Genomic DNA, 25830 nt, shown 5'->3' with positions numbered 1-25830 from the left:
TTCTTAGAAGTAGGTGTGAGTGGGCTTAAATAAATAGAAAATAGATTTGACGGTGGGGATTTAGGAGTCAATTCTTCTCTGCCCATCGGGTTCGATTTCCTTTGTCCAGGGGAATGGGAAAGGCAATCATTTGGTTACTATTGAATATCCTTTGCTTGATTTTAGAGGTATTAGTTTTTTGATAGTTGAAGAAAGAAATAGGAGCGCACCCAGATATGTAAAGAAACGTAAGGGTAATAGCGGTGAAGAGCTTGGGCGTATTCAGTGGTGGTTTGGAGGACTCTATAAAAGGCGTCAAAGATTAGGTCAAAGTGAGAGTCGGGAGATGTATACCAATTCCGGGACTTAGAGATAGTAGTAAGATGTTAAAGTTCTTAATAACTTAGCAAAAAATATACATTTCAATAAAAGTTATTCAATAAAAGCCATATTTTCAGGGATCCACTATTATTTTTCTGTACGGTAGGGAGAACGGCAAAAATCTGCGCCACTAGTTGGCTACTGTTTAAATCTTTAATTAGGAGTATTTTATATGATTGTTAGCCTCGTCATATTTTGACTTAGATATTGAGAATAAGAGCAGTGTTTTTAAATCTCGTTACACTTACTTCAGAATCTAGTTATGATAAGAATTTTTGAATTTATTAGCTACTGGTATAGTCATACCAAGATTGAAAAATCCTTGATTGATAGTATTAAAATAATTGAGAAATAATTGAGAATAATTTAAATTTACAAGACAAAAAATCACTCCGTTTTAAAATAATTTGTACAAAACTAAATTATTTATTGTATATCTCTATACTAGATATCTCTTTAGAAGAAAAATGTAAACTATTTCACTAATAAAAATCAGAAGAGGTACAATAATTAAAATTGACAATTTAATAAATAAACTATATACTCTATTACTTAATATTATTTTTTAATTAATTAATATTAATAACTTAAAAGGAGCTAATTCTTATTTAAGTAAACAAATGTAATTTAAAAATATCAATAATAAAATTTATAAAAGAATATGTTGATATTTTATACTAAATTAAGTAATTGCCAGCTATTATTTCAAATAAATCGTTGTTAATTTGAATATACTCAATACCATAAAATTTTCAGCAAGAACTAGTGTTAAAAGTAGTGCTATAAATCTTAAAAATTAATATCGTAAATATTACTCTAAGTATAGAAAATTTGATTTATATATTGATAGTTTATCAAAACAAAAAAAGTATTTTAATGGTTCTCTTTTTAAGAAATTAAAATAATTATGCGGTAGTCTTAGTAAATTTAGTAGATATAGAAATCAAAAAATCTATAGCGTGATTATAAAAAAATAAAGAGGAAGTAGAATAAGTTAGTATAGGCTTGTGAATTATATTATCAAAGTTAAATAAATGTTTTCTAGTAACCAAATAGCAGTAAGTAAATTTATTTTATGATATAGATTAATGAATACCTAGACTTTTTTTAAAAAAATAAAAATATATAAAACACTAAAAGTGCTATAACTTTTAGAAAACATGTTAGATAAAAGGAAAAATAGCAAATGCTTTATAACCAAAATAACAAGTTATTAGACTTTATTTTTTTAAAAAAAGACAAGAATTACTTTTATTTTTCTAAAAAAATAGTAAAAAAAACAATCAAAGTCAGCTAAGCTAACTTTGATTGACTTGAGAGTTTTATTAAATTGATGTTTTCTCTACCAACTTATTCACAATTAATTTAGGAAAACTCAACTTTTTAAAAGTAAATATTATTTATTTAAATAAATAATACTTCCTCAAACTGTTCTCAAAGAGAACAGTTTGAGGCTAATCTGAAGAAGAGTCAATATTTGTTGAAGGTTCTTTACTATGCTCTTTTCTGTCAATCCGATTAAATTTGGCACCGATGGCTGGCGCGGTGTCATTGCTGCTGAGTTTACTTTTGAACGAGTCGCTTTGTTAGCCCCGCTCGCAGCCAAAATCTTAGCTGATAATTATGGAACCCCTGATAGAACACGCCAAGTGATTGTAGGATATGATCGTCGATTTTTAGCCGAAGAATTTGCTCAAGTTGCCGCTGAAGCTATACAAGAAGCGGGATTTGATGTTTTATTATCCCAATCTTATGCCCCTACTCCCGCCTTTAGTTGGGCAGCCAAGCAACAAAATGCTCTAGGTGCGATTATCTTAACTGCAAGTCACAATCCCGCTAAATATTTAGGATTAAAGGTAAAAGGAGCGTTTGGTGGCTCAGTTTCTCAGGAAATAACCCAGCAGATTGAGACTTTACTGCTTAATACTCCTATTCTAAATTCTAAATCAGGAACTTTGACTTACTTTGATCCTTGGGAAAGTTACTGTTATGGGTTACAACAAAAAGTTGATATCGAAACCATTTGTGGGGCTATTTCATCGGGTAAATTAAAGGTGTTTGCTGATGTGATGCACGGGGCTGCTGCAACAGGCTTAAAACGATTGTTAAGCTGTGCTATTGAAGAAATTAACGGTGATCGCGATACCTTATTTGAAGGAGGTGCGCCTGAACCTTTACCTCGTTATTTATCGAAACTATTTAATGCCATCAAAACCCCAGCCTGTCAGGCAAATAATAGATTAAAAGTTGGTTTAGTTTTTGATGGAGATGGTGATCGCATTGCTGCAGTGGATGGACAAGGAAACTTTCTAAGTTCTCAAGTTTTAATTCCTATTTTGATTGATCATTTAGCAAAACGTAAGGGCTTGACAGGGGAAATTATTAAAACTATAAGTGGTTCAGATTTAACTTCTCGTCTAGCAAAAATTTATGGTCTTTCAGTTTATGAAACCCCTATCGGTTATAAATATATTGCGGATCGAATGTTAACTACTAATACCTTGATCGGGGGAGAAGAATCTGGGGGAATTGGTTATGGAACTCATATTCCTGAACGGGATGCTTTATTGTCAGCTTTATATATCTTGGAAGCTATGGTAGAAAGTGGAAAAGATTTAGGACAATATTACACCTATTTACAAGATAAAACCAATTTTTATAATGTTTATGATCGTCTTGATTTACCCTTGGCTAATATAAACGTTCGGGCAAAACTCATAGAAAAACTACAACAAGAACCGTTAACTGAAATTGCTGGACAAAAAGTATTAAATTGTTTTACAAAAGATGGTTATAAACATCGCTTAGCTGATGGAAGTTGGTTATTGATTCGCTTTAGTGGGACTGAACCAGTATTACGGTTATATTGTGAATCAATAACCACCAAACAAGTCCATAAAATTTTAAATTGGGTAAAAGATTGGGCAAATTCAGTTTGACTTAACGTTAGTTTCGATTAAGAGTACTTTACTACTCATTTTACGGAAAAATTACATATAAACCCGAGAATAGAATTAGACAGTTAGCCTGACCAAAATTTGGAGGATACAAAACTATCTTTTCATGCGCTATTATGGAAAATATATCTCCAAAATCTCAAGTAATTTAGTTGACAAATAACTTATTGATGTTATTAAAGCTACGCTTGGTCTTATGATAAAAGATCACAACTTTCAATTCAGGAGATTCTTACCTTTTATTAGATTAAGCTAGGTGGGTGTTGCCCACCTGATAATTTTAAAAAAAATAATCCTGTAGTGCCTTAACTTCTAGAGGTTGAGTTTGTAGAGCTCGAATAGCTGAAACAGTTGCTTTTGCCCCTGCTATTGTTGTAATAACCGGTAATTTATAATCCAAGGCAGTGCGACGAATTAAGCGACCATCCACTTGAGATTCTTCACCACTGGGAATATTAATAATAAATTGAATCTGTTTATTTTTAATCCAATCTATTACATTAGGACGACCTTCATTGAGTTTAAAAACAACTTCTACATCTTTAATTCCATTGTCGGATAATATTTTTTTAGTTCCTGAAGTTGCGACAATTTTAAATCCTAAAAGAACTAGGTCTTTAACGACTGAAATTGTCGCAACTTTATCTCGATTACTCATGGAAATAAAGACCGTTCCGGTCGTAGCTAAGTCAACTCCAGCAGCAATTTCTGCTTTAGCAAAAGCTTTTCCAAAGTCATCATCTATTCCCATTACTTCCCCAGTAGATCGCATTTCTGGACCTAATAAAGTGTCAGTTTCTGGAAATTTTTGGAAAGGTAAAACTACTTCTTTAACAGCAATATGACGGGGAACAAATTCCTTAGTTATTTTTAACTCTTCTAAAGTTTTTCCTGACATAAGTAAAGAGGCAATTTTAGCCAAAGGTCGTCCTGTTGCTTTAGACACATAGGGAACGGTGCGAGATGCACGAAGATTTGCTTCTAAAATGTAAACAGTTTCCCCCTGAATAGCATATTGAATGTTCATTAACCCAATCACTTTTAATCTATTTGCTAAGTTAGTTGTCCAAGTTCTAATAGTATCAATAACTGTTGCAGAAAGAGTAATGAAAGGAAGAGAACAAGCTGAGTCCCCAGAGTGCACACCCGCTTGTTCAATATGTTCCATGATGCCGCCAATAACTACACTTCCAGTCATATCACACAAAGCATCAACATCAACTTCGATAGCATTTTCAAGAAACTTATCAATTAAAATAGGATGGTTAGGTTCCGCTTGTACAGCGTATGTCATGTAGTGTTCTAATTCTTCATCGGAATAGACAATTTCCATGGCTCTTCCTCCCAACACATAGGAAGGACGTACAACGACAGGATAACCAATACGAGAAGAAATAACTAATGATTCTTCATAACTGCGAGAAATTCCGTTAGGAGGTTGTTTAATATCAATATCATGTAATATCTTTTCAAAGCGCTCCCTATCTTCTGCCGTATCGATCGCGTCTGTAGAGGTTCCCCAAATTTTGGTTTGGACAGGGCACTCGGGACTATCGAGGTATGCTTGCAATGGAACTGCCAATTTCAAGGGAGTTTGACCTCCAAATTGGACAATGATCCCCACAGGGTTCTCAGTTTCGATAACGTTTAAGACATCTTCTTTAGTTATGGGTTCGAAATACAATCTATCGCTTGTATCGTAATCGGTGGAAACGGTTTCAGGGTTAGAATTCACCATAATGGTTTCAAACCCTGCATCGCTGAGGGAAAAGGATGCATGACAGCAACAATAGTCAAATTCAATTCCTTGTCCAATACGGTTAGGACCTCCCCCTAAGATCATGACTTTCTGTTTCTCACTAGGAGTTACTTCTGTTTCTGAAGGTTCATAAGTGGAATAAAAATAGGGAGTAAAGGCTTCAAATTCTGTCGCGCAAGTATCTATAACCTTATATACCGGAATGATGCCTAACCTCTTGCGATAGCTTCTGACTTCGTCTTCATTAGTTTTCGTTGCAAAAGCAATTTGGTGATCGCTAAACCCTTGTTGTTTAATCAACCGCATTTTTTGGGTTGTAATGTCGGTTAAGGGAGTTTGTTTGAGGAATTTTTCGCTTTCACTAAGTTCTTGTAACTTATCCAAAAACCAGATGTCAATGGCAGTCAATTCGTGAATTTCGTCTACGGTCATTCCCAGTTGCAATGCATGATGTATACTATAAACACGGTCAGGGTTGGGGGTTCGTAGATTAGCGCAGACTTGAGATAGAGTGGGTAGTGTTTCTTTTCGGTCACAGCCGAAGCCATGTCGTCCTGTTTCTAATGCTCGCAAGGCTTTTTGAAAAGACTCTTGAAAAGTTCGTCCTATAGCCATTACCTCCCCTACAGATTTCATTTGGGTAGTTAGAATGGGCCGGGAACCATGAAATTTTTCAAATGTAAAACGGGGTATTTTTGTCACTACATAGTCAATGCTCGGTTCAAAGGATGCGGGAGTTTGTTTGGTTATGTCGTTGTTTATTTCATTGAGAGTGAATCCCACTGCTAGTTTAGCGGCAATTTTGGCAATGGGAAACCCTGTTGCTTTGGATGCTAATGCAGATGATCGTGATACACGGGGATTCATTTCAATGACGATCACATCTCCATTGACAGGGTTGACAGAAAATTGAATATTAGACCCTCCTGTTTCTACGCCAATTTGGCGGATAATTGCTTGAGAATAATCTCTTAATCGTTGATATTCTTTATCGGTTAATGTCTGTGCAGGTGCTACTGTTATAGAGTCCCCTGTGTGGATTCCCATCGGGTCAAAGTTTTCGATTGAACAGATAACGACCACATTATCAGCTAAGTCCCGCATCACTTCCAATTCATATTCTTTCCATCCTAACAAAGATTTTTCGATTAAAATTTGAGAAACAGGAGATGTATCAATCCCAAATTGCACCATTTCTTCAAATTCTTCTTGGTTATAAGCAATACCTCCTCCCGTTCCTCCTAGAGTGAATGCGGGGCGTATGATCAAAGGATAAGGTCCAATTTCTTGACCAATTACCTGTGCTTGCTTGAGGGTACTGGCAATACCCGAAGGACAAACAGGAACTCCAATTTTAGCCATCGCTTTTTTAAATAACTCCCGATCTTCTGCCATTTCAATAGCTGGCAGTTTCGCACCGATTAACTCCACATGATATCTATCCAAAACTCCAGTTTTAGCTAAAGACACCGTTACATTAAGAGCAGTTTGACCTCCCATTGTCGGCAATAACGCATCAGGACGTTCTTTGGCAATGACTTTTTCTACCATATCGGGGGTTAGGGGTTCGATATAAGTGCGATTAGCCATTTCAGGATCGGTCATAATCGATGCAGGATTAGAGTTGATTAATACAATTTCATATCCTTCTTCTCGCAATGCTTTACAAGCTTGAGTACCAGAATAGTCGAATTCGCAAGCTTGTCCAATAACAATGGGTCCTGCACCTAAAATTAAGATTTTTTTTAAGTCGTTGCGGCGTGGCATAAGCGTTTTTGTAGAGTAGATAGAATAAACCGAGGTTATTGTATCTACTGTCTGTAGGATTTTGTGTTTACCCTAATCCTTTATTCAGGTTTAAGGGGTTTTGGAAAGGCAATAAACAATAGGTAAAAATCAAGTTTTTTTTGATTTTGTATCTTTATTTCTATTTAATTAACTAAAATTAGTAACGGATGTATTAGGTCCAGTTTCGTTTATAACTTCTAATACGATACGTCGCAATTTACTATTAATCCTTTAAACTAAGTTTATCATAAGAAATTGTATAATCATTTTTTGTCTCTAGATATCAACAAAAAAAATGAAGCATAATAGTTTGATCCACTTGGCTGGAGCAGTATTAATCTGAAATCAGAGAGTTTTGGTGATTTAAAAAACAAAAAAAATGTCTATTGGCGTCATTATGAAACCTATTAAAACTAGTTATTTTGAAAGTTTAAAGATATTTTTATATCCGCTTATTATATTAATAACTAGGATACATAGTTCTTACTAATACCATTATTGACCTGTTAATTACTAATAATTATCCTTAGTCTATAAGAGCCAAATTTCTATTTAGAAATTAACAAGACCTTTCTAAAAACAGTCAGGAGATTATTTTATTGAGACTTCCATCGTACAATTAGCTGTTTCAGAATTTAAAAAATTATTTTTAATATTAAGTCTAAAATATAGTTACTTTTGCTTCTAAAGAAAAAAATTGTACAATTATCTCTCGTTATTTTAACATTACATTGTGTCTTTCTGCCTGACTTTGATAATGTTTACGTTAAACTTCTTGATTAGAAAAAAATTCAGGTAGTGTTAATGCTCAATATTTTTGTTCAATTTCATTGACGCCATTAATTTTCTACTTTACCTCGCCCGAATATTTCTGGGAATTATCTAAACAATTCCGAAAAACCGATCTCCTAAACTCCTCAAAATTTGATAGTCTAAACTAATACTTATAGGGAACGGGATACAAATTCGTGGATATAGTGATAGGTCGAGGTAAAGTTGCCCGACGAGCCTACGGAATAGATGAAATCGCTCTTGCTCCTGGGAACCGGACTTTAGATCCGAGTTTAGCACAGACTAACTGGACTGTTGGCGGCATTGAAAGGAACATACCCATTATCGCTAGTGCAATGGATGGTGTCGTTGATGTCAAAATGGCGGTATTGCTATCCGAGTTAGGAGCTATGGGAGTTCTAAACTTAGAAGGAATACAAACTCGCTATGAAGATCCTAACCCCATTCTTGATCGCATTGCATCAGTCGGGAAATCAGAATTTGTGGGGTTAATGCAAGAACTATATGCTAAACCTATCGAACCAGAACTGATTAAAGAGCGTATCACTGATATTAAAGACCGCGGGGGCATTGCAGCAGTAAGTCTGACTCCAGCGGGAGCTTCTCAATATGGTCAAATTGTAGCCGAAGCAGGAGCAGATTTATTGTTTGTTCAAGCGACGGTGGTTTCTATTGCTCACTTTTCCCCTGAATCCATCAGTTCCCTTAACTTAAAGCGATTTTGCCACGAAATGCCTATGCCCGTGGTTCTGGGCAATTGTGTCACCTACGAAGTCGCATTAAGTCTGATGAAAGCCGGAGCAGCCAGTGTTTTAGTAGGCATAGGTCCTGGGGCTGCTTGTACCTCCCGTGGTGTGTTAGGGGTAGGCGTTCCTCAAGCAACTGCTGTAGCTGACTGTGCCGCAGCACGCGATGAGTATTACCAAGAAACTGGACATTATATCCCTGTAATTGCTGATGGGGGTGTTGTGACAGGAGGAGATATTTGTAAATGTGTCGCCTGTGGGGCCGATGCGGTGATGATTGGATCCCCAATTGCTCGTTCGATAGAAGCCCCTGGACGAGGATATCATTGGGGTATGGCGACTCCCTCTCCAGTATTACCGAGGGGAACTAGGATTGATGTGGGAACCACTGGAACAATTAAGGAAATTCTCACCGGACCTGCTCGGTTAGACGATGGAACCCACAACTTATTAGGTGCACTTAAAACCAGTATGGGAACTTTAGGAGCAAAAACTATCAAAGATATGCAACAGGTTGAAGTTGTCATTGCGCCGTCTTTATTAACGGAAGGAAAAGTATACCAAAAAGCTCAACAGTTAGGCATGGGTAAGTAATTTATCCCAATTACCATGTTAGGGAAGCATACAGTTTTTGTTATGAGTAGCTTATGAGTACGAAAAGTTCTATCATTAATGGTTAGGAACCATAGCTCTTCTAGACTAGCTATGACAAAGTCTTGATGAAAAGATCTGAGATTCTTACTTTGCAAGATTTACAAGATTCTTGATAATTGATTTTTAATAAAGATCAAGTTTTTGTAGTGATAGAACACAGTCAGAGCAACAGTTGTTGAAGTTATTAGCTACGGATTCATAAGACTTAGTTTAGAGAAGCCAGAATTGTCTAGAGAGGCTAGAATCACCAGTTATTCAAGACACAAAAATAACTAACTGTTCTTTTTATGTTTGTACCTATTTCATACTTTTTAGATGAATGAGACAATCAATCTTATTGGAAAAGTATATTGACTGATTTTCAAGTGATCTTTGTTTAAGTGTGTTGAACCTTACAGTAACCTAAATTTTAGGTTACTTGGACTTTTTATACTTCATCTTTAGTATGACGCTTGGTACAATGAGATTAGCGAATGATAGCTACGGATAGGAGGTGTGATACGATGCAATCCCTATATATTCCCCATTTACTTCAACGCACCGAGAGAACCCAGACTATTCTCATTGATGATTTTATCCCTGGCTTGGATACTTTGATGCCTTTTCGTGGAACCCTGAGCATTCGTCATGGGGGAACATTCCTAGACATAAAAGTAAAAGGGGAAACAATTATTACGTTGATCTGCGATCGCTGCGTGCAACAATACAATCATCGTATTGTCGTCGACACCTCGGAAATTGTCTGGCTCGACAAAAACTTAAGTTTGCCTGACATTCCCCAAGAAACTTCTCTCTCTGGGGAGGATTTATCGGAGTCCCTTTCTCCTGATGGACATCTTAATTCTGAAACCTGGCTTTATGAACAATTATCATTGGCAATGCCTCTTAGACAGTTATGTGGAAAGAATTGTCAGCAACCTATTTCTGATTGTTCTCAAAATCCATCTCCCATTGATAATCGTTGGGCTTCGTTAGAATGTTTAAAACAAAAGCTTTCACAATGATGGTGAAGCTTTTGTGAATTTTAATACATTGCAAATATTTATTATTTTTAATAGTAAAAGGGTGGATAGCGGAAACCATCCAACACTGTCAATATCTAACTTGCTTAAGTCTATTTTTAACTCATTTTGTAGCACTACGTATTTATATTTAGCGCAACTTATAATCAATCTCTCAAACCTTCTCTCAACAAAATTGTTTATTCTTGATTCTACAATTGCTATAAAGATGTTATTTTCGAGTTATTTATGGTTGTTTGCGCCCAGCAATGGCAAAAAAGGGAACTGAAAAATTAAAATAATGGTCAAGACAGATTTACTAACTTGGAAGCGGTTTTAACTGATCGGTCCCAAATACTTGCGTAAATAGGGAGAAAACACCTCATAAATCAAAGTTAAAGGTTTACGATTATGCCAAAATAAATAATGTCTACCCCAAAAAGGACCTTTTTCTCCAAACGCCTCTTCTAAAGCAGAGGAATTGCCATAATAAATCCCTTGAATATCACGGTACAGTTCCGTATATGATCGCGAAAGGCTATCCCAAATGGGTAAGGAGCGATTATGTAAGTATTTGTCTATATGATTTGCATTCCACCAAGAAGCAGCATAAGCTAATATTTGTCCTGATGCTGTTCGTAGCCAAACCTGTCGTCGAAGACGAGGTTCAAGTACTTTTTCGATCTGCACCGGAGCGCCATCTCCACTCTTATCAATCAAGGACATGTCAATAAGATCAATTTCTGTGTTTTCTGTCGTAAGTAGTTGTAAATTCCGAGTTGGAGAACCATCCCCTAACAACAGAATCTGCCATGCAGGAGACAATTGATGATGAGGGAGTCCCCGTTTGACTTGTTCTTCACCACCTTTCCAAATAATGTCGAGAGCGTGCCATTGATGAGTTAATATTGTGTTGTTATCAGACTTCAAAATTGCTGTCACTGGTTTTTAAAAAAATTTTGTAACTTCTAGGATTATAATAACAAAACTAAACCTTTGTAGGAGCGGATGTTTGGATTTATCGCCTTAAATAAACCCTCAGAAATTACGTCTCATGACTGTGTAGCCAGAGTTAGAAAGATTCTTAAACTCAGAAAAGTTGGTCACGGTGGAACCTTGGATCCTTTAGCAACGGGAGTTCTACCTATTGCTGTGGGGAAAGCCACTCGTTTGTTACAATTTCTTCCCGAAAATAAAACTTACCGTGCCCTGATTCGCCTGGGAGTGCAGACGACCACTGATGACCTCCAAGGGGAAGTCGTTAAGTCTCAATCCGCTTCTATGTTAACTTTAGAACAAGTCGAACCTCTACTGAATCAGTTCATTGGAACTATTCAACAGACTCCCCCTATTTATAGTGCTATTCAACGTGATGGTAAACGGTTATACAGTTTAGCAAGACAAGGAAAAACGGTAGATATTGCGGCAAAAAAAGTTTATATTAAGCAAATAAACTTAGTTGGTTGGTATACTGGGGAGTTTCCCGAATTAGAAGTTGATATTGCTTGTGGTCCGGGGACTTATATTCGAGCAATCGCCCGCGATTTGGGAACTATGCTTAATTTGGGGGGAACTTTGGCCAGTTTAACTCGTACTGAAAGTTGTGGTATGAAGTTATCCGAAAGTATTACTTTAGGACAACTAAAAACAGAGATTGAACAGGGAAGTTTTAGCTTAATTTCCTCAAATGTTGCCCTACAACATTTAAATCAAATACTTTTATCAGAAACTGACGGAAAACGTTGGCTTCAAGGACAAAAAATTGTTCAAGATTTACTGCCATTATCTGTTGCCGGAGTTGTTAGAGTATATCAACAAAAAGATAAGTTATTAGGCATAGGAAATTTAGTAAAATTTAATAATTATCAGGTCTTGAGTCCTAAAGTTGTCATTTTAAATGAATAAAATTTTTTAATTTATAAAAAAATTTCTATTTGAATTAGTCGATAAGTTTGATTTACTATTTGTTGAGTAAATCTTTAACTCTTGGTGAAGATTATAATGACTTACTTGAGTTGAAAATAGAGTGGAAAACATATTGGCTTTAATAAAAGAAATTCCACTTTTTTCCACTTAGGCAAAAAAGGAATTGTTCATTATTTGGGACTGACATTCCCTAGTTAGGGAAGCTAGGGTTGAAGTATAGATAAGAAACTACTCTTTTATTAAAGGGGAGTCGTAAGGAGATTTAACATTATGTCCAACCTAAGTTATAGTAAATCTGGGATAGCTACAGCAATCTCGTTATTAATTGGAATAAAGGCAGTAACTACCATCTATTTCTTAAAACCGGTAGCAGCTCAACTATTTCCTAGAGAAAGTAACAATAATCCTGGTCCCATTTCTAATGATGTAGTAATTCCTCTCGGGACTCGAATTCCCCTCCGACACCAAGATGTTAAGAAAATTCTTGTTACCAACGAAGAAAGTCTTGATTTAATCCTAGAAACTGCGGCGAATATTAAAGATCGCTACGGTAATTTTTTGGTTCCGGTAGGTAGTAAAGTCATGGGCTTTATACAACCGGCTAGTGGAGGAGCGCAGTTTGTTACACGAGAAATTATCATTGATAATCAACGGTATCCTCTTTATGCCCGCTCTGGGGTTGTGACTCGGATAGAAACTATTAATGAAGGGGCAAGTGTAGAGGAGATTTTAGGGGGAACTTTGGCAGGTTCTGCTGCTGCTGCTATTATTGCTGGAACGACGGGTGATCGCCGTATTGATGCCTTAGAAGTCTTAGCAGGTGCTGCGATAGGAACCCTGGCCGGGTGGGGCTTACCAGAAACTGGTATTATTGGAGGGGGTGAAACTCAAGTTATCTCTATTGATCCTAACCAAGATTTAGATATTATTCTAGAATCAAATTTAACTTTAACGGGGAATAATAGGAGTAATTCTAGACACTTTTAACAAAAATTGTTTTCAAGATTGAGCTCAAATTATTTGTGTATTTCATATTTATTTTTTAACATGAGGTGAGTTTGACAGAAAATTTTAGAGAAAAGTAAAATCAGTTAGTATTGAATTATATGGGTTTAAAAACTCAAATAAACTTTGCAAACACAAAATATTTGCGCTTGAATTTCTTTTCGAGAGTATACACTAACTTCCTAATTCGAAAGAAATAAAATAAACTTCTCGAATTTGAGCATTTTATCAAAATAGATCTTTGATTCTCTTCGTTCGTAATTTTTTTGAAAAGCATTACGATGGGTAATAATTCTATGCTCATAACGGGACCGTGATTATGAGCATCAATCAAAACTTGATGCGTTGATCTTCAAGCATTGAACAACGCTTCCCGCAGTTCAGCAAGATCTTCGGTAACGTCGATAATGTCATCTAAATTGATGATATCAGCAGAGATATGAGAAGTTTATCTGCAATAATAGGAGTTTTATCCTTAAATTTAACTTTTATATTCTGTTTCAGCAAAACTATCAATCTCCCTACTAGTAATTGCATCCATAGTCAAAAAAGTTGATTATGGAGGTGAATAATCTTACTTTTAGGACCAAACGAGTTGGCTTTAAGGAGTTTTTTTGTTTAATAACTGCGTTATTTCGTTCAATTTGGAGCTGTCTGGTTTTTGTTGGAGTGAGAGTATCAAGACGAGCCGAGGAATATTCTTTAAAAATTAATATGATGTTGCTTTAATTGTCTTCCCATGCTAGACAGATTTCAATGAGACGTGACAAACTCAATAAATCTAATGTTTTCTCAATATGGGTTAGGTGTTAAAAATTTTATTATTAAGGATAATTTTAAAAAATAAAAGTTTTTTACGGTGAAGAATGGGAGGATTGTTGTTGTTATACTGATAACAACAATAAATAGTTTGTTAAGTTTTAATTATACTAACAATATTTAAGGTTAAGTTTGGGAGATAATCTCGATCAAAGTCTGGATAAAAAAGATAAAGTACTTTGAATTTATCGGTGCTAAATTTGACTAGGATTACTTAACAATTTTTATTATTAATTTTAAGAAATTTTTATTTTTTAAAATTAAGTCGAGAAATACTATTTTCCTTCTATACATAGAGAAGATGTTTAGCTTAGCAAAATTTTATCAACTATACTATTTTGTTCAGTACCAATAACATTATTAATATAATCGGTAGTTAAAATAAATAGGTAATTATTGATCACTCATTATTTACTATTTGCAGTTATTTACAATAGTTAAAGCACAGATCAATATAGTCCTTTTTACTTTTAGATATTTTTGTTTTGTTTTTTATCTAAATAAGGAAATTTTACAACAATCTATTGATATTATTGCTGTAACGAAGTGCTCATCTCAGCTCTATACTTTGTTACTTATCATAACTAAGTTTTTTTAGTAAAGTTCAATTTCTTGTTTTTATTTAACTAAAAATATAGGATTAACCAGTAAAATATCAAGTCAAACAACTTCAGAGTTAAAAATCGACTTCAGTTTTTTATTAAAACCCTGTACTTTTTTAGGTTAGATATAAAAAACAAACTTTTTGACACCAATTAGCTAATTTAAATTATCCTAATATAGGATCTAAGTTTTTTCAAAAAGTTACCCTGAATTATTCTTTTAATTGATATATACTAATATTAGTAATGTTTTATATACTCGATTTATTTTTTACTTTTCTTACTAAAAAGTAATTACTTTTATTTAAGTACGACATATTTTTTCTGTTTTGCTAGTTTTTTTAATGTCTTTAACTTCTCATCTAAGGTAGCTTTTAATTATTTAATTAACTTCTGATTTCTAAATCATATAAAATCTATCTGCTTTTTTTTAAAAAACTATTGTATTAACTAATTGATTAACAATACTTTACAGTTTTTTTAAAAAAACTAACTTATTTAAAGTCAATAAAAACTTCTTTCTCAAGACTTTAATAAAATTTACTACATCTTTAAATATTTTTTTTTATATATTTTTTATTATTCAATAATAAAAAATATATAAAATATCAACAGTTTTAATGCCTAATAAGGCTAATTATTTTCCACTCTTAAATATTAAAGTATATATTCTTTATCAAATAGATTTAACTCTTCTATAAATTTACTTGCACATTAATTACATCTCATTTAACGAAGATTAATCTTTAAAATTCTAAGATAGATAGATAATAAGATAGATAGATAAATATTTTGTAAGACAGCTCTCTAATAGTTAATCACCATAATTTTAATGAAATTTGATTATTATCATTTAATAAAATAATCTTTATAGATATTAAGTTGTTATTAAATATTTTTTTAAAAAAATAAAACTATTACTATCTCATTTAAGATCTAACATTAGATAATTGTGAGTACTTATAAGTTTATAATTTTATTTATTAAACCAAACTTAGAATTTTATATTTTTAGTATAAATCAAGTAAAGATATTAAGTTTAGCACAATTTAATTAAAACACAAGATATGTTATGGTACTGTCTATATAGCTTTTTCTATAAAAGTTTACTGCTGATAGTAAAATCTTATTTTTTAAATTTTTATAAAAAAATAAAACAGTTTATTCGTTCTTTAATACTTTAGCTATTTGTCTAGAATTCATATTTTCTTAAGTCTTATCTATAAGACTTGATTGGCTCCACTTATACTTCTAATTTTAGTTATAAAATTTAATTTTGATTATCTTTTATTAATCAATAAAGATAATTTTCTAAAAAAAATACCTGTTATTTTTAATATATATATTTCTCTTTTCTATTTAAAAATTAATATTTTAAACTTAAGTTTTTAATTTTCTTTTCATCTATGAAATAACTTGAGTCACTTATCCTCTCCCAATTTCATGATTATATTGTCTTTCGGATTTTACATAAAAAAGTACTATAACCTCAGGAGTGACTCACATTTTTAGGAAATCTCTCTTTATAACAAACAAATCAGTTAGCTATGACAGTAATTTATTGACGAAATTAAGAAATTAATTTTACTAAAGTGGTTAAAATAACACAAATTTAAGCCTAAACTTAGATGGTAAATCACCCATCAAAAATAGAATATATAATATCTATTTTTAACATAAAATTGACTATTATATTCCTAATTTTTACTCAATAAGATTGATATAGACTGCATTAGTTAATAGTTTGTCTAGACTAGTTACAAAAAACTATAAAGTAAAAATTTGAAAAAATTAATAAAAGCTATCTTGGATTTATTAATTTTTAATAAAAATTTCTTTTCCTTTTTTAGCTTGTACTTGTTTATAATTGTTCATACCATACTGAAATTCCCAATCGATAATATTAAAATTTTTGAAGTTGTTTTTGATTTCTTCAGAGTTGTCATAAGTTATTAACCATTTATGTTGACAATTGACTAAACTTTCAGCAAATCTTTGATGATCGAAAGAAGTATGTAAATCACCATCTTTCCCATATAATTTAGACTGAGTAGTAGCCAAATAAGGAGGATCTAAAAAAATAAATACTTGATCTTCTCCTGCATTAACGACTTCACTGTAATCTAAATTGGTAATTCTAACATCTTTTAAAATAGGTTGTAAATTTTCCAGGCGATCAATAGAAGAATCCGTAAATCTAGTCAAAAAAGATTGATTTGAAAATCCTCCAGATTCTACAGTTCCTGAAAAAGTAATTCTATTTAAAATAAAAAAACGAACTGCTCTTTCAAAATCTGATAATTCTTCAACGTTAACTGAAGTTAATTTTTTAAAAAGTTTTCGTCCATCAGTACAATTGAATTTAATTTCACGCAAAGCAATCACTAGTTCTTTTAGATCGGATTGAGCCATCTTCCAAAATAAGTATAATTCGTGGTTTAAATCATTAATCCAAATATCAAGATTAGGGTAAGTTTGTTTAAGATAAATAAACATTGAGCCCCCACCAGAAAACGGTTCCCGATATTCGGTATATTTAGATAAATTATTAGGAAGATGTTGAATAATTTGTTTGATAGCCTTTGATTTCCCTCCGGGAAAGCGTAAAGGACTTTTAACCAAACTATTTTTTTGAAATGTTCTCATCATATGAATTAATATCAATTAACTACTGACATACCATAAAAGGGTATCACATCTGACCAATGAGGGCGTTTTCCCTGTTGCCAATCATAGTAAGCTAATTCGAAAATACTGGCTACAGTAACCCCTAATTTTTTAGGGGTTACTAAAGGGTTTTTATTAATTTTTAAATCCTGTATTTTTTGTTTCCATATATCCGGATAAATGACCATGTCAGGTAAAGTAAGAATAAATTTTTGATTCTGATTTTTGACTTCATAAATAGCGACGTACAATTGTCCCCTTGAAGCTGACATTTGAACAGGAATTAAAGAGTTAACGGAATAGTTGTCTTTATTTTGCCAAGCAAAAGCTTCTAAAGTTGAAATCCCAAAAAGAGGAATATTCAACTGCTGTGCCAATGTCCGTGCTGTAACCACACCAATACGAGTACTGGTAAAACTACCTGGCCCTTTTGCAACAGCAATAAATGCCAATTTATCCCAGACTTTGTGGCTAATAAATTCAACTAAATGTTGATGTAAGTAGGTAGATAGTTCGTGATCAACATCCCAGGTTTTAAAACGGGTTTCTCCTGAAAAATTACTAATACTTAATCCAAGCTGAAAGCTAGTTGTATGTAAAGCAAGACCATACTGAGAAGAAGTCAAGTTAGACATTTGATGTTAATAATAATCAAGACTAAGGATATAGTAGATTAAATGCTAAGATCTTGGACACAATGCAAATAAATTATTTATTAATACAGATCAATTTACATAATCGAGTTAATCATAACACCTTATGATATATAGTGATTCATCAAGACATCCCTCAACTTCTAGCTATCACTTAAATCAATAAATTTTATTTTTAAATAAATTCTCTTTTTTATTTTTCCAGTTTTAAAAAAAAAAGATCAAATTCAGGGAAAATATAAATCAATCTCGGACGTCTTTCTGACTTTGATTTATAATGATGCATGAAGCTTGACTTAACTTTACATAGGAGCAGATTGTGAGCCACTCCGTTCTTCTTGACACCCTCGCTCAGAATTTTAATTATAATGAGTTTGATACCTATGTTATGCGCACCTATGGGCGTTTACCCATTGCTATCGAAAGGGGGCAAGGATGTCGCCTCTGGGATACTGAAGGACGGGAATATTTAGACTTTGTCGCAGGAATTGCCGCTTGTACTCTTGGCCACGCTCATCCTGCTTTGATCGAAACGGTTACCCGACAAATTCAAAAACTTCACCACGTCTCGAATTTTTACTATATTCCTGAACAGGGAGCTTTAGCTAAGTGGCTTGTGGATCATTCCTGTGCTGATAGCGTTTTTTTCTGCAATTCTGGTGCAGAAGCCAATGAAGCAGCCATTAAACTAATAAGAAAATATGCCCATACAGTACTAGACTCCTTCGAACAGCCTATAATTATAACCGCCAAAGCCAGTTTTCACGGGCGCACCCTAGCTACTATTAGTGCTACCGGACAACCCAAATATCAAAAAGATTTTGAACCCCTAATGCCTGGGTTTGTTTATGTCTCCTACAACGATATCAAAACGGTGGAAGACACGATCACTGACCTAAATAAAAGAAACAGTCGAGTAGTTGCTGTCATGTTAGAACCTCTTCAAGGAGAGGGAGGGGTTCGTCCAGGAGATTTAGAGTATTTTCTGCGGTTGCGGAAAATTTGTGATGAAAATAATATCCTCTTAGTATTTGATGAAGTCCAAGTTGGCATAGGTCGTTCCGGCAAATTATGGGGTTACGAATATTTGGGGGTTGAACCAGATATCTTCACTAGCGCGAAAGGACTAGCCGGAGGGATTCCCATTGGAGCAATGATGTGTAAAAGATTCTGCGATGTCTTGAGTCCAGGAACTCATGCAAGCACTTTTGGGGGAAACCCCTTTGTCACTGCTGTAGCCTTGACAGTATTAAAAACCATTAAGAAAGAAAATCTTTTACAGAACGTTCAAGCTAGAGGAGAACAGTTAAGAACTAGCTTACGAGCGATCATTCAGAAATATCCTACTTTATTTACAGAGGTTCGAGGATGGGGCTTAATCAACGGAATGGAATTGAAACAAGAGATTAAATTAACGTCCTTAGATATCGTTAAAGCAGCAATAGAAGATGGATTATTATTGGCCCCAGCAGGACCCAAAGTATTACGGTTTATTCCCCCTTTAATTGTCTCTGAAACAGAAGTAGAACAAGCGACAGAAATCCTAGGACGGGTGTTAGAAAAAATAAGTTAATAGATGAGGGAACGGGGAAAAGAGAATAGAAAATCTCGGAGAGGCGTGTAGCGGAGGATTGAACTTAACTTCAACTCTCGCTGCCTTTTGATGATAAGAGTTGAAGTTGTTGCCAAAGCTAAAATCCTCTCCTAAAGAGAGATAAAGTTTAGATCAATCTCGTTTTTTACTAACTTAACCTTGCGCCATGATTAGATATCCGATGTGTTTTTTCCTATATCGTATCCCTCTGCTATTCTAGCTTGAATTAGAGCAATACTCGTTCCAAATTGTTGAACCATATCATATAGTTAATTTTTAAGTGATATCTACTCTCTTTGCCAAATTTTCAGTACTTTAAAATCATGAATATCTGACATTCGTTTAAATTTTTACTCTTAACTGTTTCCTGTCCTCAATTCCTAAACTATCGGTTTATTATCTTAAGTTCTATAGAACTTATGTTATTTTTTTAAACTTAACTTTTCTGTAAATTTATTTCCGTATTGATTAAATATTATTTGATAACGATCTATCTTGAAATAGACTGCTTTCTCTGCCCGATGCAAATCTCTAATAGTTCATTAACTATTGATGATTAATTTTCTTCGTGGTTAAACCACAATAAATTCAAGTTACTACTTACACTATTTTTTCTGATTAATAACGGATTTTATTTGAATAGGTCAAAGTAAAGGAATAAAAAAATACTAATTATCAAAAAAATAAAGCAGTGCTACATAGATATTTATACTAAAATCATAGAAACTAACAATAGAATCAATCAAGCAACTCAACAATTGGTAAAACGTTTTCAAGTCAATCATAGTTTTGTTAATCGTTTCCCTAGACATTAGGAAATAATAAAAAGTATAGAACTCTTCTCTTGTAGCTGATAAAAAGTCTCTTTAATCGAGATAAAAAAACCTAATTTTTTATAAAAATTGCTAGAACGAAATAATAATAATCTTTTGCAAGAACTGAGTACTTGCTTACACAAAAAAAGTATTATGACTAGTATTTATACTATGTATTGTGTTATCTAACAAACTTTACTTGCCTAAAAAAATATAAATTATTCAAAATAGCTATTATCTTCTTATATCTTTTATTAAAAATTAGCATTTAATTGAATTTATTTTTTTATGTATTTTCTAAATTATTTATTGTAAAACTAATAAAAAAAGATTGAAAATCTTATAAATTAAGCTTTTCAAAACTACATAATTTGACTTTTAAAAAGATATAGGATATATTAAGGATAGTTTTTCTCTTTTTTTAGCTAATCACTTACTGTCTATAGACTAAGGAATTATCTCTTATTAAGAAATAAAAATTTTAATTTCTTTTAATTATTTAAATATAGTAATTTAGAATATTTTTGGATAATTTATGGCAATCTTAGATTTTATAACTGGTTAAAATTATTGTCATTGTATTAACTTAATAAATGGGACTTTAACTCCTCTATTCCATACTTAATTCTGTTATTACTGCCCAAATTCATCATGGTAATTACCAGAATCCAACTTAATTATCTCCCTTAGAGGAATTAAGATAGAGCAGACAATCTTAAAAGTTAATAAAATACAAAATTTTTTGTCTTAAGACCAAGTAAAATATTTACAATAACTATTAATTACAAAAACGATTGGTTTCAGCCTTTAAAGTTCAACTATTGTCCACACCTGAAAAGAATACAGTTATTAATTAACACAAGATGTTTTCTTCAACTAATACCATTCCAGTAAATAACATTCGATACAATGAACAAGGATTAGTCCCTGTGATTACCCAGGATTATTTAGACGGAACAGTTTTAATGATGGCTTGGATGAACCGAGAGTCTTTACAAAGAACCTTAGTAACAGGAGAAACATGGTATTGGAGTCGCTCTCGACAGGAATTATGGCATAAAGGGATGACCTCTGGACATATTCAAAAAGTTAAAGAAGTTCGCTATGACTGCGATAGTGATGCTTTATTAATCACGGTGGAACAGCTTGGAGATATTGCTTGTCACACGGGGGAAAGAAGTTGTTTTCACCAAGTAAATAGTCGAAAGGTAGCCCCCCCAGCTGATACCTTGTCGGGGGTGTTTGAGGTAATCTGTAACCGTAGAGATCATCCTGTTAAGGAATCGTATACCTGCAGTTTGTTAGAGGGAAAAGACAACAAAATTCTCAAAAAAATAGGAGAAGAATCAGCCGAAGTAATAATGGCTTGTAAAGATGACGATCCAGAGGCCATTGCCTCTGAAGTGGCTGATTTGTTCTATCATACTTTGGTAGCTTTATCTTATCATCAAGTTGATATTAAAGAAGTTTACCGGAAGTTACAAGACAGAAGACGATGTAGTTCTGATAAACTTGTCATGTAAAAATCTAAAACATAAGAACAAATTGTGAGTGTAAATCAAAAGCTTGTCAGAAGGTATACTGTTAGCTACAATTGTTCTATGGCTGATAATACAGCTGGTTTTGTATTCGAATTAAATTATATTGAGCTCAATATTTTTATTTTATTGATATCTATAGAGTAAAATACTCAACTTATTTTAATGAATAAAACTTTATATTTAAAATAATTTACCATTACTCACTATCATATTTTAAATAGAATAGGAACAATTTAATTCATCGAAAAAATAGACCCGAAAGTAATAAAGAAGGAGAGCTATTTATTTCAGAACTAATCCTTATTAAATGAGATCTAATTAATTTAATAATAAACTTAAATAAGAGTAAAAAAAAGAACATATGCTGAAAAGTTTAAGGTAAAAATAAAGGAAGTTATTGTATAGTGTTAGTAGATTTAGATAAAGAAGCAAACTTAGGGATTTTATCAATAAAAACATCTAAAGAAATATTAAAATAGCTAAAAGTTTGAAAGGAATGTTTTGACTTAAATTGAATAAGTTAGTATAGACCTTAGTAAATTCTATAAGAATGTTGTGAATAAACTAATGCCAAAAGCTGAGATGTAGTAACATAGTTTTCATATAAAAAAATAAGTTGGTGCTTAATTTAGATAGTCAAAGAAAAACTTTTAGACTAAAAGCTAAACAGCTTAAAAATACTAATCCAAAATAAAAATTATATTAAGGTTAAATTAAAAGAGTGTATTTTTTGCTAAAAACATAGAGATTAAAGAAGAAAAAAGCCAAATTAACTAGGTATATAAAACACAATTGTTATTCTTAAAAAAACAAATTAAAGGAGTACTTTAGAAAAATTATAAGAAAAAATAATATTTAGATGCCAAGACTATTAAAATAGTTTAATTTATATTAAAAAGCTGTGGAACAACTAGGCTTAGATTAGGAAAATTGCGGATTATTTTTCCTAAGCAACTACTTGAGGAACAGTAGGAGGCGTTAATAACACATTGAAGTTGATTGAAAGGAAAGCTTATGAATTTAGAAACTTCGTCAATTTTTAACTCCTAAATTCTTAACTTGGCATTTAACTGGTTAATTTCACATCATAAGTTCGGTATAACTAGAAATGTTAACTATTAACGATTTAATCATCAACCATTTGAAAGATTAAATTATCTTGGTTTAGAAAACTATAGGTAAAGTGATCAATAATATTCGTATCACTTAATTTTAAGATATAAAAATCGACAAATTTGTAATTAAAACAGAGTCCAGCGTGCCATGTTCTTATTACTCAATCAACAAAACAATTACCCAGAATTATAAAAGCCTTTTATTGAAAAATATCAAGATAATCTTTTTTAGAGGAAGGGACAATTGCTAATAACCATTATTTTCCTTCAAGAGACTCTAAATATTGGGTACATTGACTATTATGAGTAATTTTAGAGAATTTATGACCCCGTTTATATAATCGCATCATATAGATTCTAGCAATTCCCTTTTCTAGTCTTAATTAGACATCAGTTTTATCACAAAGGTTATTCTTTCCTAAAGAGATAATAAGCTGTCCGTAAAATCTAAAAGTTTCAAAGCCAATTTGAATAATTTTAAGTAGTTTTAGACTATGAGAGTTATTCTTAATTAGGTAATTTCAACTCATTACTACACCATCAATTTAAACGGGCTCAAGCTTTGATCATCGACTCAAGACTCTCATCAACAACTTAATTTCGTATATCTTAGCGTTCTTCAAATAACTTTACCTGAACTGATAGAAAACATCTTTTGCTGAGAAATTTTCTTGATCATAAGTACTATCTTTTCTTCAAAAGCTAATAAATTAAGTTGAATCAGTTCAGTCAGATAAGCATTAATTTTTTTACCTTCAGAATGGTGATGGTCTATAGTCTTAATCATAAGACTGTTAAAAATATCGATGTCATAAAAACTTAAAGCAAAAGTTTAGTAGAAAGCCTCGATGTAGACACGATAGAAAAATAACTTTGAGATTTAACATTAGAAATAAATTATTCTTTAGTTAACTTTAAAGACTCTAAAGTATGGTTAAAACATAGTTATCTCTATATATTTAAACTCAAGTTTTAAGATGAGTGATCAACTGAATAAACTCTTCCTTTCCAACGGCCTCCTTTTCCTCGCAAATGACGCAATGCGGAGTCTATGGTCATTAACAAATAGAAAAAGGAAATTGCAGGTAAACTAATTGACCATAATAACGAGGTTTTATATAACCGCAAAGTTGGTAAATAAGAAATACTCATTAATAGCCAGGTAATTCCTCCTAAGCCAGTAATCAACCTATTGCCAACGGTTAAACCCCAAATTAAACTAACTGGAGGAACAATATAAATTAAGGTTAGTCCCACAACAGTCCCTATGAGGAAAAGTAGAGAATGATTTAATTGAGTATAAGCAGTTCTAGCTACCATATCCCAAATAGTTTGTAGGGAATCATAAGGTCGTAAACTACAAGTCTTTTCACTTAATCCTAACCAAATTCCTTGAGGGGGATTGTCTGAAATGTCTTGTAGCTTTGATTTGACGGCTGCTGCTAGAGAACAATCATCGATCAAAGCCTGACGAACAATTTCAAGGCCCCCTACTTGTTCTAAAATGTCTTGGCGAATTAAAATACAACCTCCTGCAGCGGCTGCCATTTTATGATGAGGATCATTTACCCACAAAAAAGGGTACAGTTTTTCAAAGAAGAAAATAAAAGCAGGGATCAAAAACTGTTCCCAAATACTTTGACAACGCAACTGAACCATTAGGGAGGTCAGGGCTAAATTTTCTTGTTGAGATTTACCTACTAACTCCCGTAGATTGGTCTGATGATGTTCAATATCAGCATCGGTGAAGAGAATATAATCTGGGTGTAGATTTTGCTCTTTGATGTATTTAATTCCTTGTTCCATTGCCCATAACTTTCCTGACCACCCCGAGGATAATGGCTGTCCAGAAATAACAGTTAGTTGATCAGTTTTACGAAAAGTTGTGGCTAATTTATAGGCGATTTCTGCAGTTCCATCATCACTTTGATCATCAACTAAAATGACTTTGAAATCACCTAAATAATCTTGATTGAGTAATGATCTTAAACTAACGGGTAAAACATCCGCTTCATTTCTAGCAGGAATAACTGCACAAACAGACGGATAAGTAGTTAACGATATTTCTTTTGGATCTATTCTTTGATCAGATAACCAGAATTTTCCTCTAAAGAGCAACAAGTATAACCATATTATTAATGATATTGTGGTAATAATAGTTATTATTAATGTATTCTCCATGATTTTAATAAGTATGGCATTCACATTTTAGTTTTGGAATAAACTCTTTTGGTTTCGGGGAAAATTTAACAGGGTTCAAAGAAGCAACTGAGCTTGGGAATTAAAGAATTTACGATAAACTCCTTCTGTAACTAAAATAGCCGTCAATAAATTACTAAAAACAATCATAAATAGAATCAAAATTTGATAGGAAGCAGCATTTAAGGGATCAATTCCAGCCAAAACTTGTCCTGTAAACATTCCAGGTAAACTGACGATTCCTACTACCATCATTTGATTTAAAGTTGGAATCAATCCGATACGAATAGCTTCTTTACGATAAGAAGCTATAGCCTGTTTTGGTGTTGCTCCCAAACACAGATGAGTTTCCACTTCTAAGCGATTTTGAGCAATCATACTTCCTAATCTCTCCCCAGTCAAAGAAGCACTGTTCATGGCATTCCCCAAAATCATACCGGTTAAAGGAATTAAATACTGGGGGGAATACCAAATATCGGGTCGAATAATAACAATTAGAGCATAACTTAAAGTTAATAAGCTACTCACTAGCAATGCTCCTAAAACAACGGGGAATAACCTTTGTTTTTGATGAGTAATACGATTATTAGCTGCCCTGGCAGCAATGGTTAACATAATCCCTAAAATTCCTAGAACGGCGACAGGATTATCCAACTCAAATATGACTAATAAAACCGAGCTCACTACTAATAACTGTAGAAGTGCTCTCCCCGCGGCTAAGATAAATTGTCCTTCTAATTCTAGTTTTTGCCAATTTGACAAGACCATAGCCATAATAATAATGCCAGATGACCAGATCAAGTCCGTTGTATCTAGTGTAATAAAATCATCCACAAT

15 protein-coding genes are annotated in these 25830 nt (G+C 33.0%); 7 read left to right on the top strand and 8 right to left on the bottom strand.

The genetic code is table 11. The annotated features are described in order from the left end of the window. Positions 1-67: 67 nt before the first annotated feature. Positions 68-298, bottom strand: coding sequence for a hypothetical protein (locus tag RGRSB_RS10120; RefSeq protein ID WP_172582051.1), 231 nt, complete (start codon positions 296-298; stop codon positions 68-70). A 1558-nt stretch (positions 299-1856) separates the two neighbouring features. Between RGRSB_RS10120 and RGRSB_RS05810 the strand changes: the two genes are divergently transcribed. Beyond that, the gene (locus RGRSB_RS05810; protein ID WP_119260235.1) at positions 1857-3299 is read left to right on the top strand and encodes a phosphoglucomutase/phosphomannomutase family protein; all 1443 of its coding nucleotides are present in this window, start codon (positions 1857-1859) and stop codon (positions 3297-3299) included. Between the two features lie 298 nt (positions 3300-3597). Here the strand turns inward: RGRSB_RS05810 and carB are convergent, their stop codons facing one another. After that, the gene (gene carB / locus RGRSB_RS05805; protein WP_119260234.1) at positions 3598-6843 is read right to left on the bottom strand and encodes a carbamoyl-phosphate synthase large subunit; all 3246 of its coding nucleotides are present in this window, start codon (positions 6841-6843) and stop codon (positions 3598-3600) included. Positions 6844-7832: 989 nt separating this feature from the next. Between carB and RGRSB_RS05800 the strand changes: the two genes are divergently transcribed. Both RGRSB_RS05800 and RGRSB_RS05795 read left to right on the top strand, forming a co-directional pair. Beyond that, the gene (locus RGRSB_RS05800; RefSeq protein WP_119260233.1) at positions 7833-8996 is read left to right on the top strand and encodes a GuaB3 family IMP dehydrogenase-related protein; all 1164 of its coding nucleotides are present in this window, start codon (positions 7833-7835) and stop codon (positions 8994-8996) included. A gap of 563 nt (positions 8997-9559) precedes the next feature. Further along, positions 9560-10060: a YceD family protein gene (locus tag RGRSB_RS05795; RefSeq protein WP_119260232.1), complete on the top strand. Its 501-nt coding sequence runs from the start codon at positions 9560-9562 to the stop codon at positions 10058-10060. 333 nt (positions 10061-10393) lie between these two features. Here the strand turns inward: RGRSB_RS05795 and RGRSB_RS05790 are convergent, their stop codons facing one another. Beyond that, positions 10394-10999, bottom strand: a complete 606-nt coding sequence (locus tag RGRSB_RS05790; RefSeq protein ID WP_119260231.1) for a chorismate lyase — start codon at positions 10997-10999, stop codon at positions 10394-10396. Between the two features lie 66 nt (positions 11000-11065). Between RGRSB_RS05790 and truB the strand changes: the two genes are divergently transcribed. Together truB and RGRSB_RS05780 are read left to right on the top strand one after the other, a co-directional pair. Further along, positions 11066-11962 carry a tRNA pseudouridine(55) synthase TruB gene (gene truB / locus RGRSB_RS05785; protein WP_119260230.1) on the top strand — a complete coding sequence of 299 codons (897 nt, stop codon included), beginning with the start codon at positions 11066-11068 and terminating at the stop codon, positions 11960-11962. A 291-nt stretch (positions 11963-12253) separates the two neighbouring features. Continuing rightward, complete coding sequence (locus RGRSB_RS05780) at positions 12254-12970, top strand: hypothetical protein (protein WP_119260229.1); 717 nt, start codon at positions 12254-12256, stop codon at positions 12968-12970. 3254 nt (positions 12971-16224) lie between these two features. Here RGRSB_RS05780 and RGRSB_RS05775 read toward each other — a convergent pair. Beyond that, positions 16225-17058 (bottom strand): DNA adenine methylase, encoded by an 834-nt coding sequence (locus RGRSB_RS05775; protein WP_119260228.1) that lies wholly within the window; start codon positions 17056-17058, stop codon positions 16225-16227. Between the two features lie 11 nt (positions 17059-17069). Next, entirely contained in the window at positions 17070-17711 is a 642-nt protein-coding gene (gene tsaB, locus RGRSB_RS05770) for a tRNA (adenosine(37)-N6)-threonylcarbamoyltransferase complex dimerization subunit type 1 TsaB (protein WP_119260227.1), read from the bottom strand. 337 nt (positions 17712-18048) lie between these two features. Here tsaB and RGRSB_RS05765 point away from each other — a divergent pair, with 337 nt between their 5' ends. Both RGRSB_RS05765 and hisIE read left to right on the top strand, forming a co-directional pair. Next, positions 18049-19302, top strand: a complete 1254-nt coding sequence (locus RGRSB_RS05765) for an aspartate aminotransferase family protein (RefSeq protein ID WP_119260226.1) — start codon at positions 18049-18051, stop codon at positions 19300-19302. Between the two features lie 1699 nt (positions 19303-21001). Then, positions 21002-21661, top strand: coding sequence for a bifunctional phosphoribosyl-AMP cyclohydrolase/phosphoribosyl-ATP diphosphatase HisIE (hisIE, locus tag RGRSB_RS05760; protein ID WP_119260225.1), 660 nt, complete (start codon positions 21002-21004; stop codon positions 21659-21661). A 1752-nt stretch (positions 21662-23413) separates the two neighbouring features. Here hisIE and RGRSB_RS10115 read toward each other — a convergent pair. From RGRSB_RS10115 to RGRSB_RS05745, 3 genes are all read right to left on the bottom strand, one after another. Beyond that, complete coding sequence (locus RGRSB_RS10115; RefSeq protein ID WP_172582050.1) at positions 23414-23581, bottom strand: hypothetical protein; 168 nt, start codon at positions 23579-23581, stop codon at positions 23414-23416. A 185-nt stretch (positions 23582-23766) separates the two neighbouring features. Beyond that, positions 23767-24975, bottom strand: coding sequence for a glycosyltransferase (locus tag RGRSB_RS05750; protein ID WP_119260224.1), 1209 nt, complete (start codon positions 24973-24975; stop codon positions 23767-23769). Between the two features lie 75 nt (positions 24976-25050). Then, on the bottom strand, positions 25051-25827 hold the full coding sequence (locus tag RGRSB_RS05745) for an ABC transporter permease (RefSeq protein WP_119260223.1): 777 nt from the start codon (positions 25825-25827) through the stop codon (positions 25051-25053). Between the last annotated feature and the right edge of the window lie 3 nt (positions 25828-25830).

Source organism: cyanobacterium endosymbiont of Rhopalodia gibberula (assembly GCF_003574135.1).
Classification (GTDB): Bacteria; Cyanobacteriota; Cyanobacteriia; order Cyanobacteriales; family Microcystaceae; genus Rippkaea.
This window is presented reverse-complemented; position numbering and strand designations above follow the sequence as displayed.

Coding starts and splice junctions, on each gene's coding strand:
- hisIE (WP_119260225.1), top strand. CDS start 21,002: ATGTTTTCTTCAACTAATACCATTCCAGTAAATAACATTCGATACAAT.
- RGRSB_RS05810 (WP_119260235.1), top strand. CDS start 1,857: ATGCTCTTTTCTGTCAATCCGATTAAATTTGGCACCGATGGCTGGCGC.
- carB (WP_119260234.1), bottom strand. CDS start 6,843: ATGCCACGCCGCAACGACTTAAAAAAAATCTTAATTTTAGGTGCAGGA.
- truB (WP_119260230.1), top strand. CDS start 11,066: ATGTTTGGATTTATCGCCTTAAATAAACCCTCAGAAATTACGTCTCAT.
- RGRSB_RS05750 (WP_119260224.1), bottom strand. CDS start 24,975: ATGGAGAATACATTAATAATAACTATTATTACCACAATATCATTAATA.
- RGRSB_RS05795 (WP_119260232.1), top strand. CDS start 9,560: ATGCAATCCCTATATATTCCCCATTTACTTCAACGCACCGAGAGAACC.
- RGRSB_RS10115 (WP_172582050.1), bottom strand. CDS start 23,581: ATGATTAAGACTATAGACCATCACCATTCTGAAGGTAAAAAAATTAAT.
- tsaB (WP_119260227.1), bottom strand. CDS start 17,711: ATGTCTAACTTGACTTCTTCTCAGTATGGTCTTGCTTTACATACAACT.
- RGRSB_RS05775 (WP_119260228.1), bottom strand. CDS start 17,058: ATGATGAGAACATTTCAAAAAAATAGTTTGGTTAAAAGTCCTTTACGC.
- RGRSB_RS05780 (WP_119260229.1), top strand. CDS start 12,254: ATGTCCAACCTAAGTTATAGTAAATCTGGGATAGCTACAGCAATCTCG.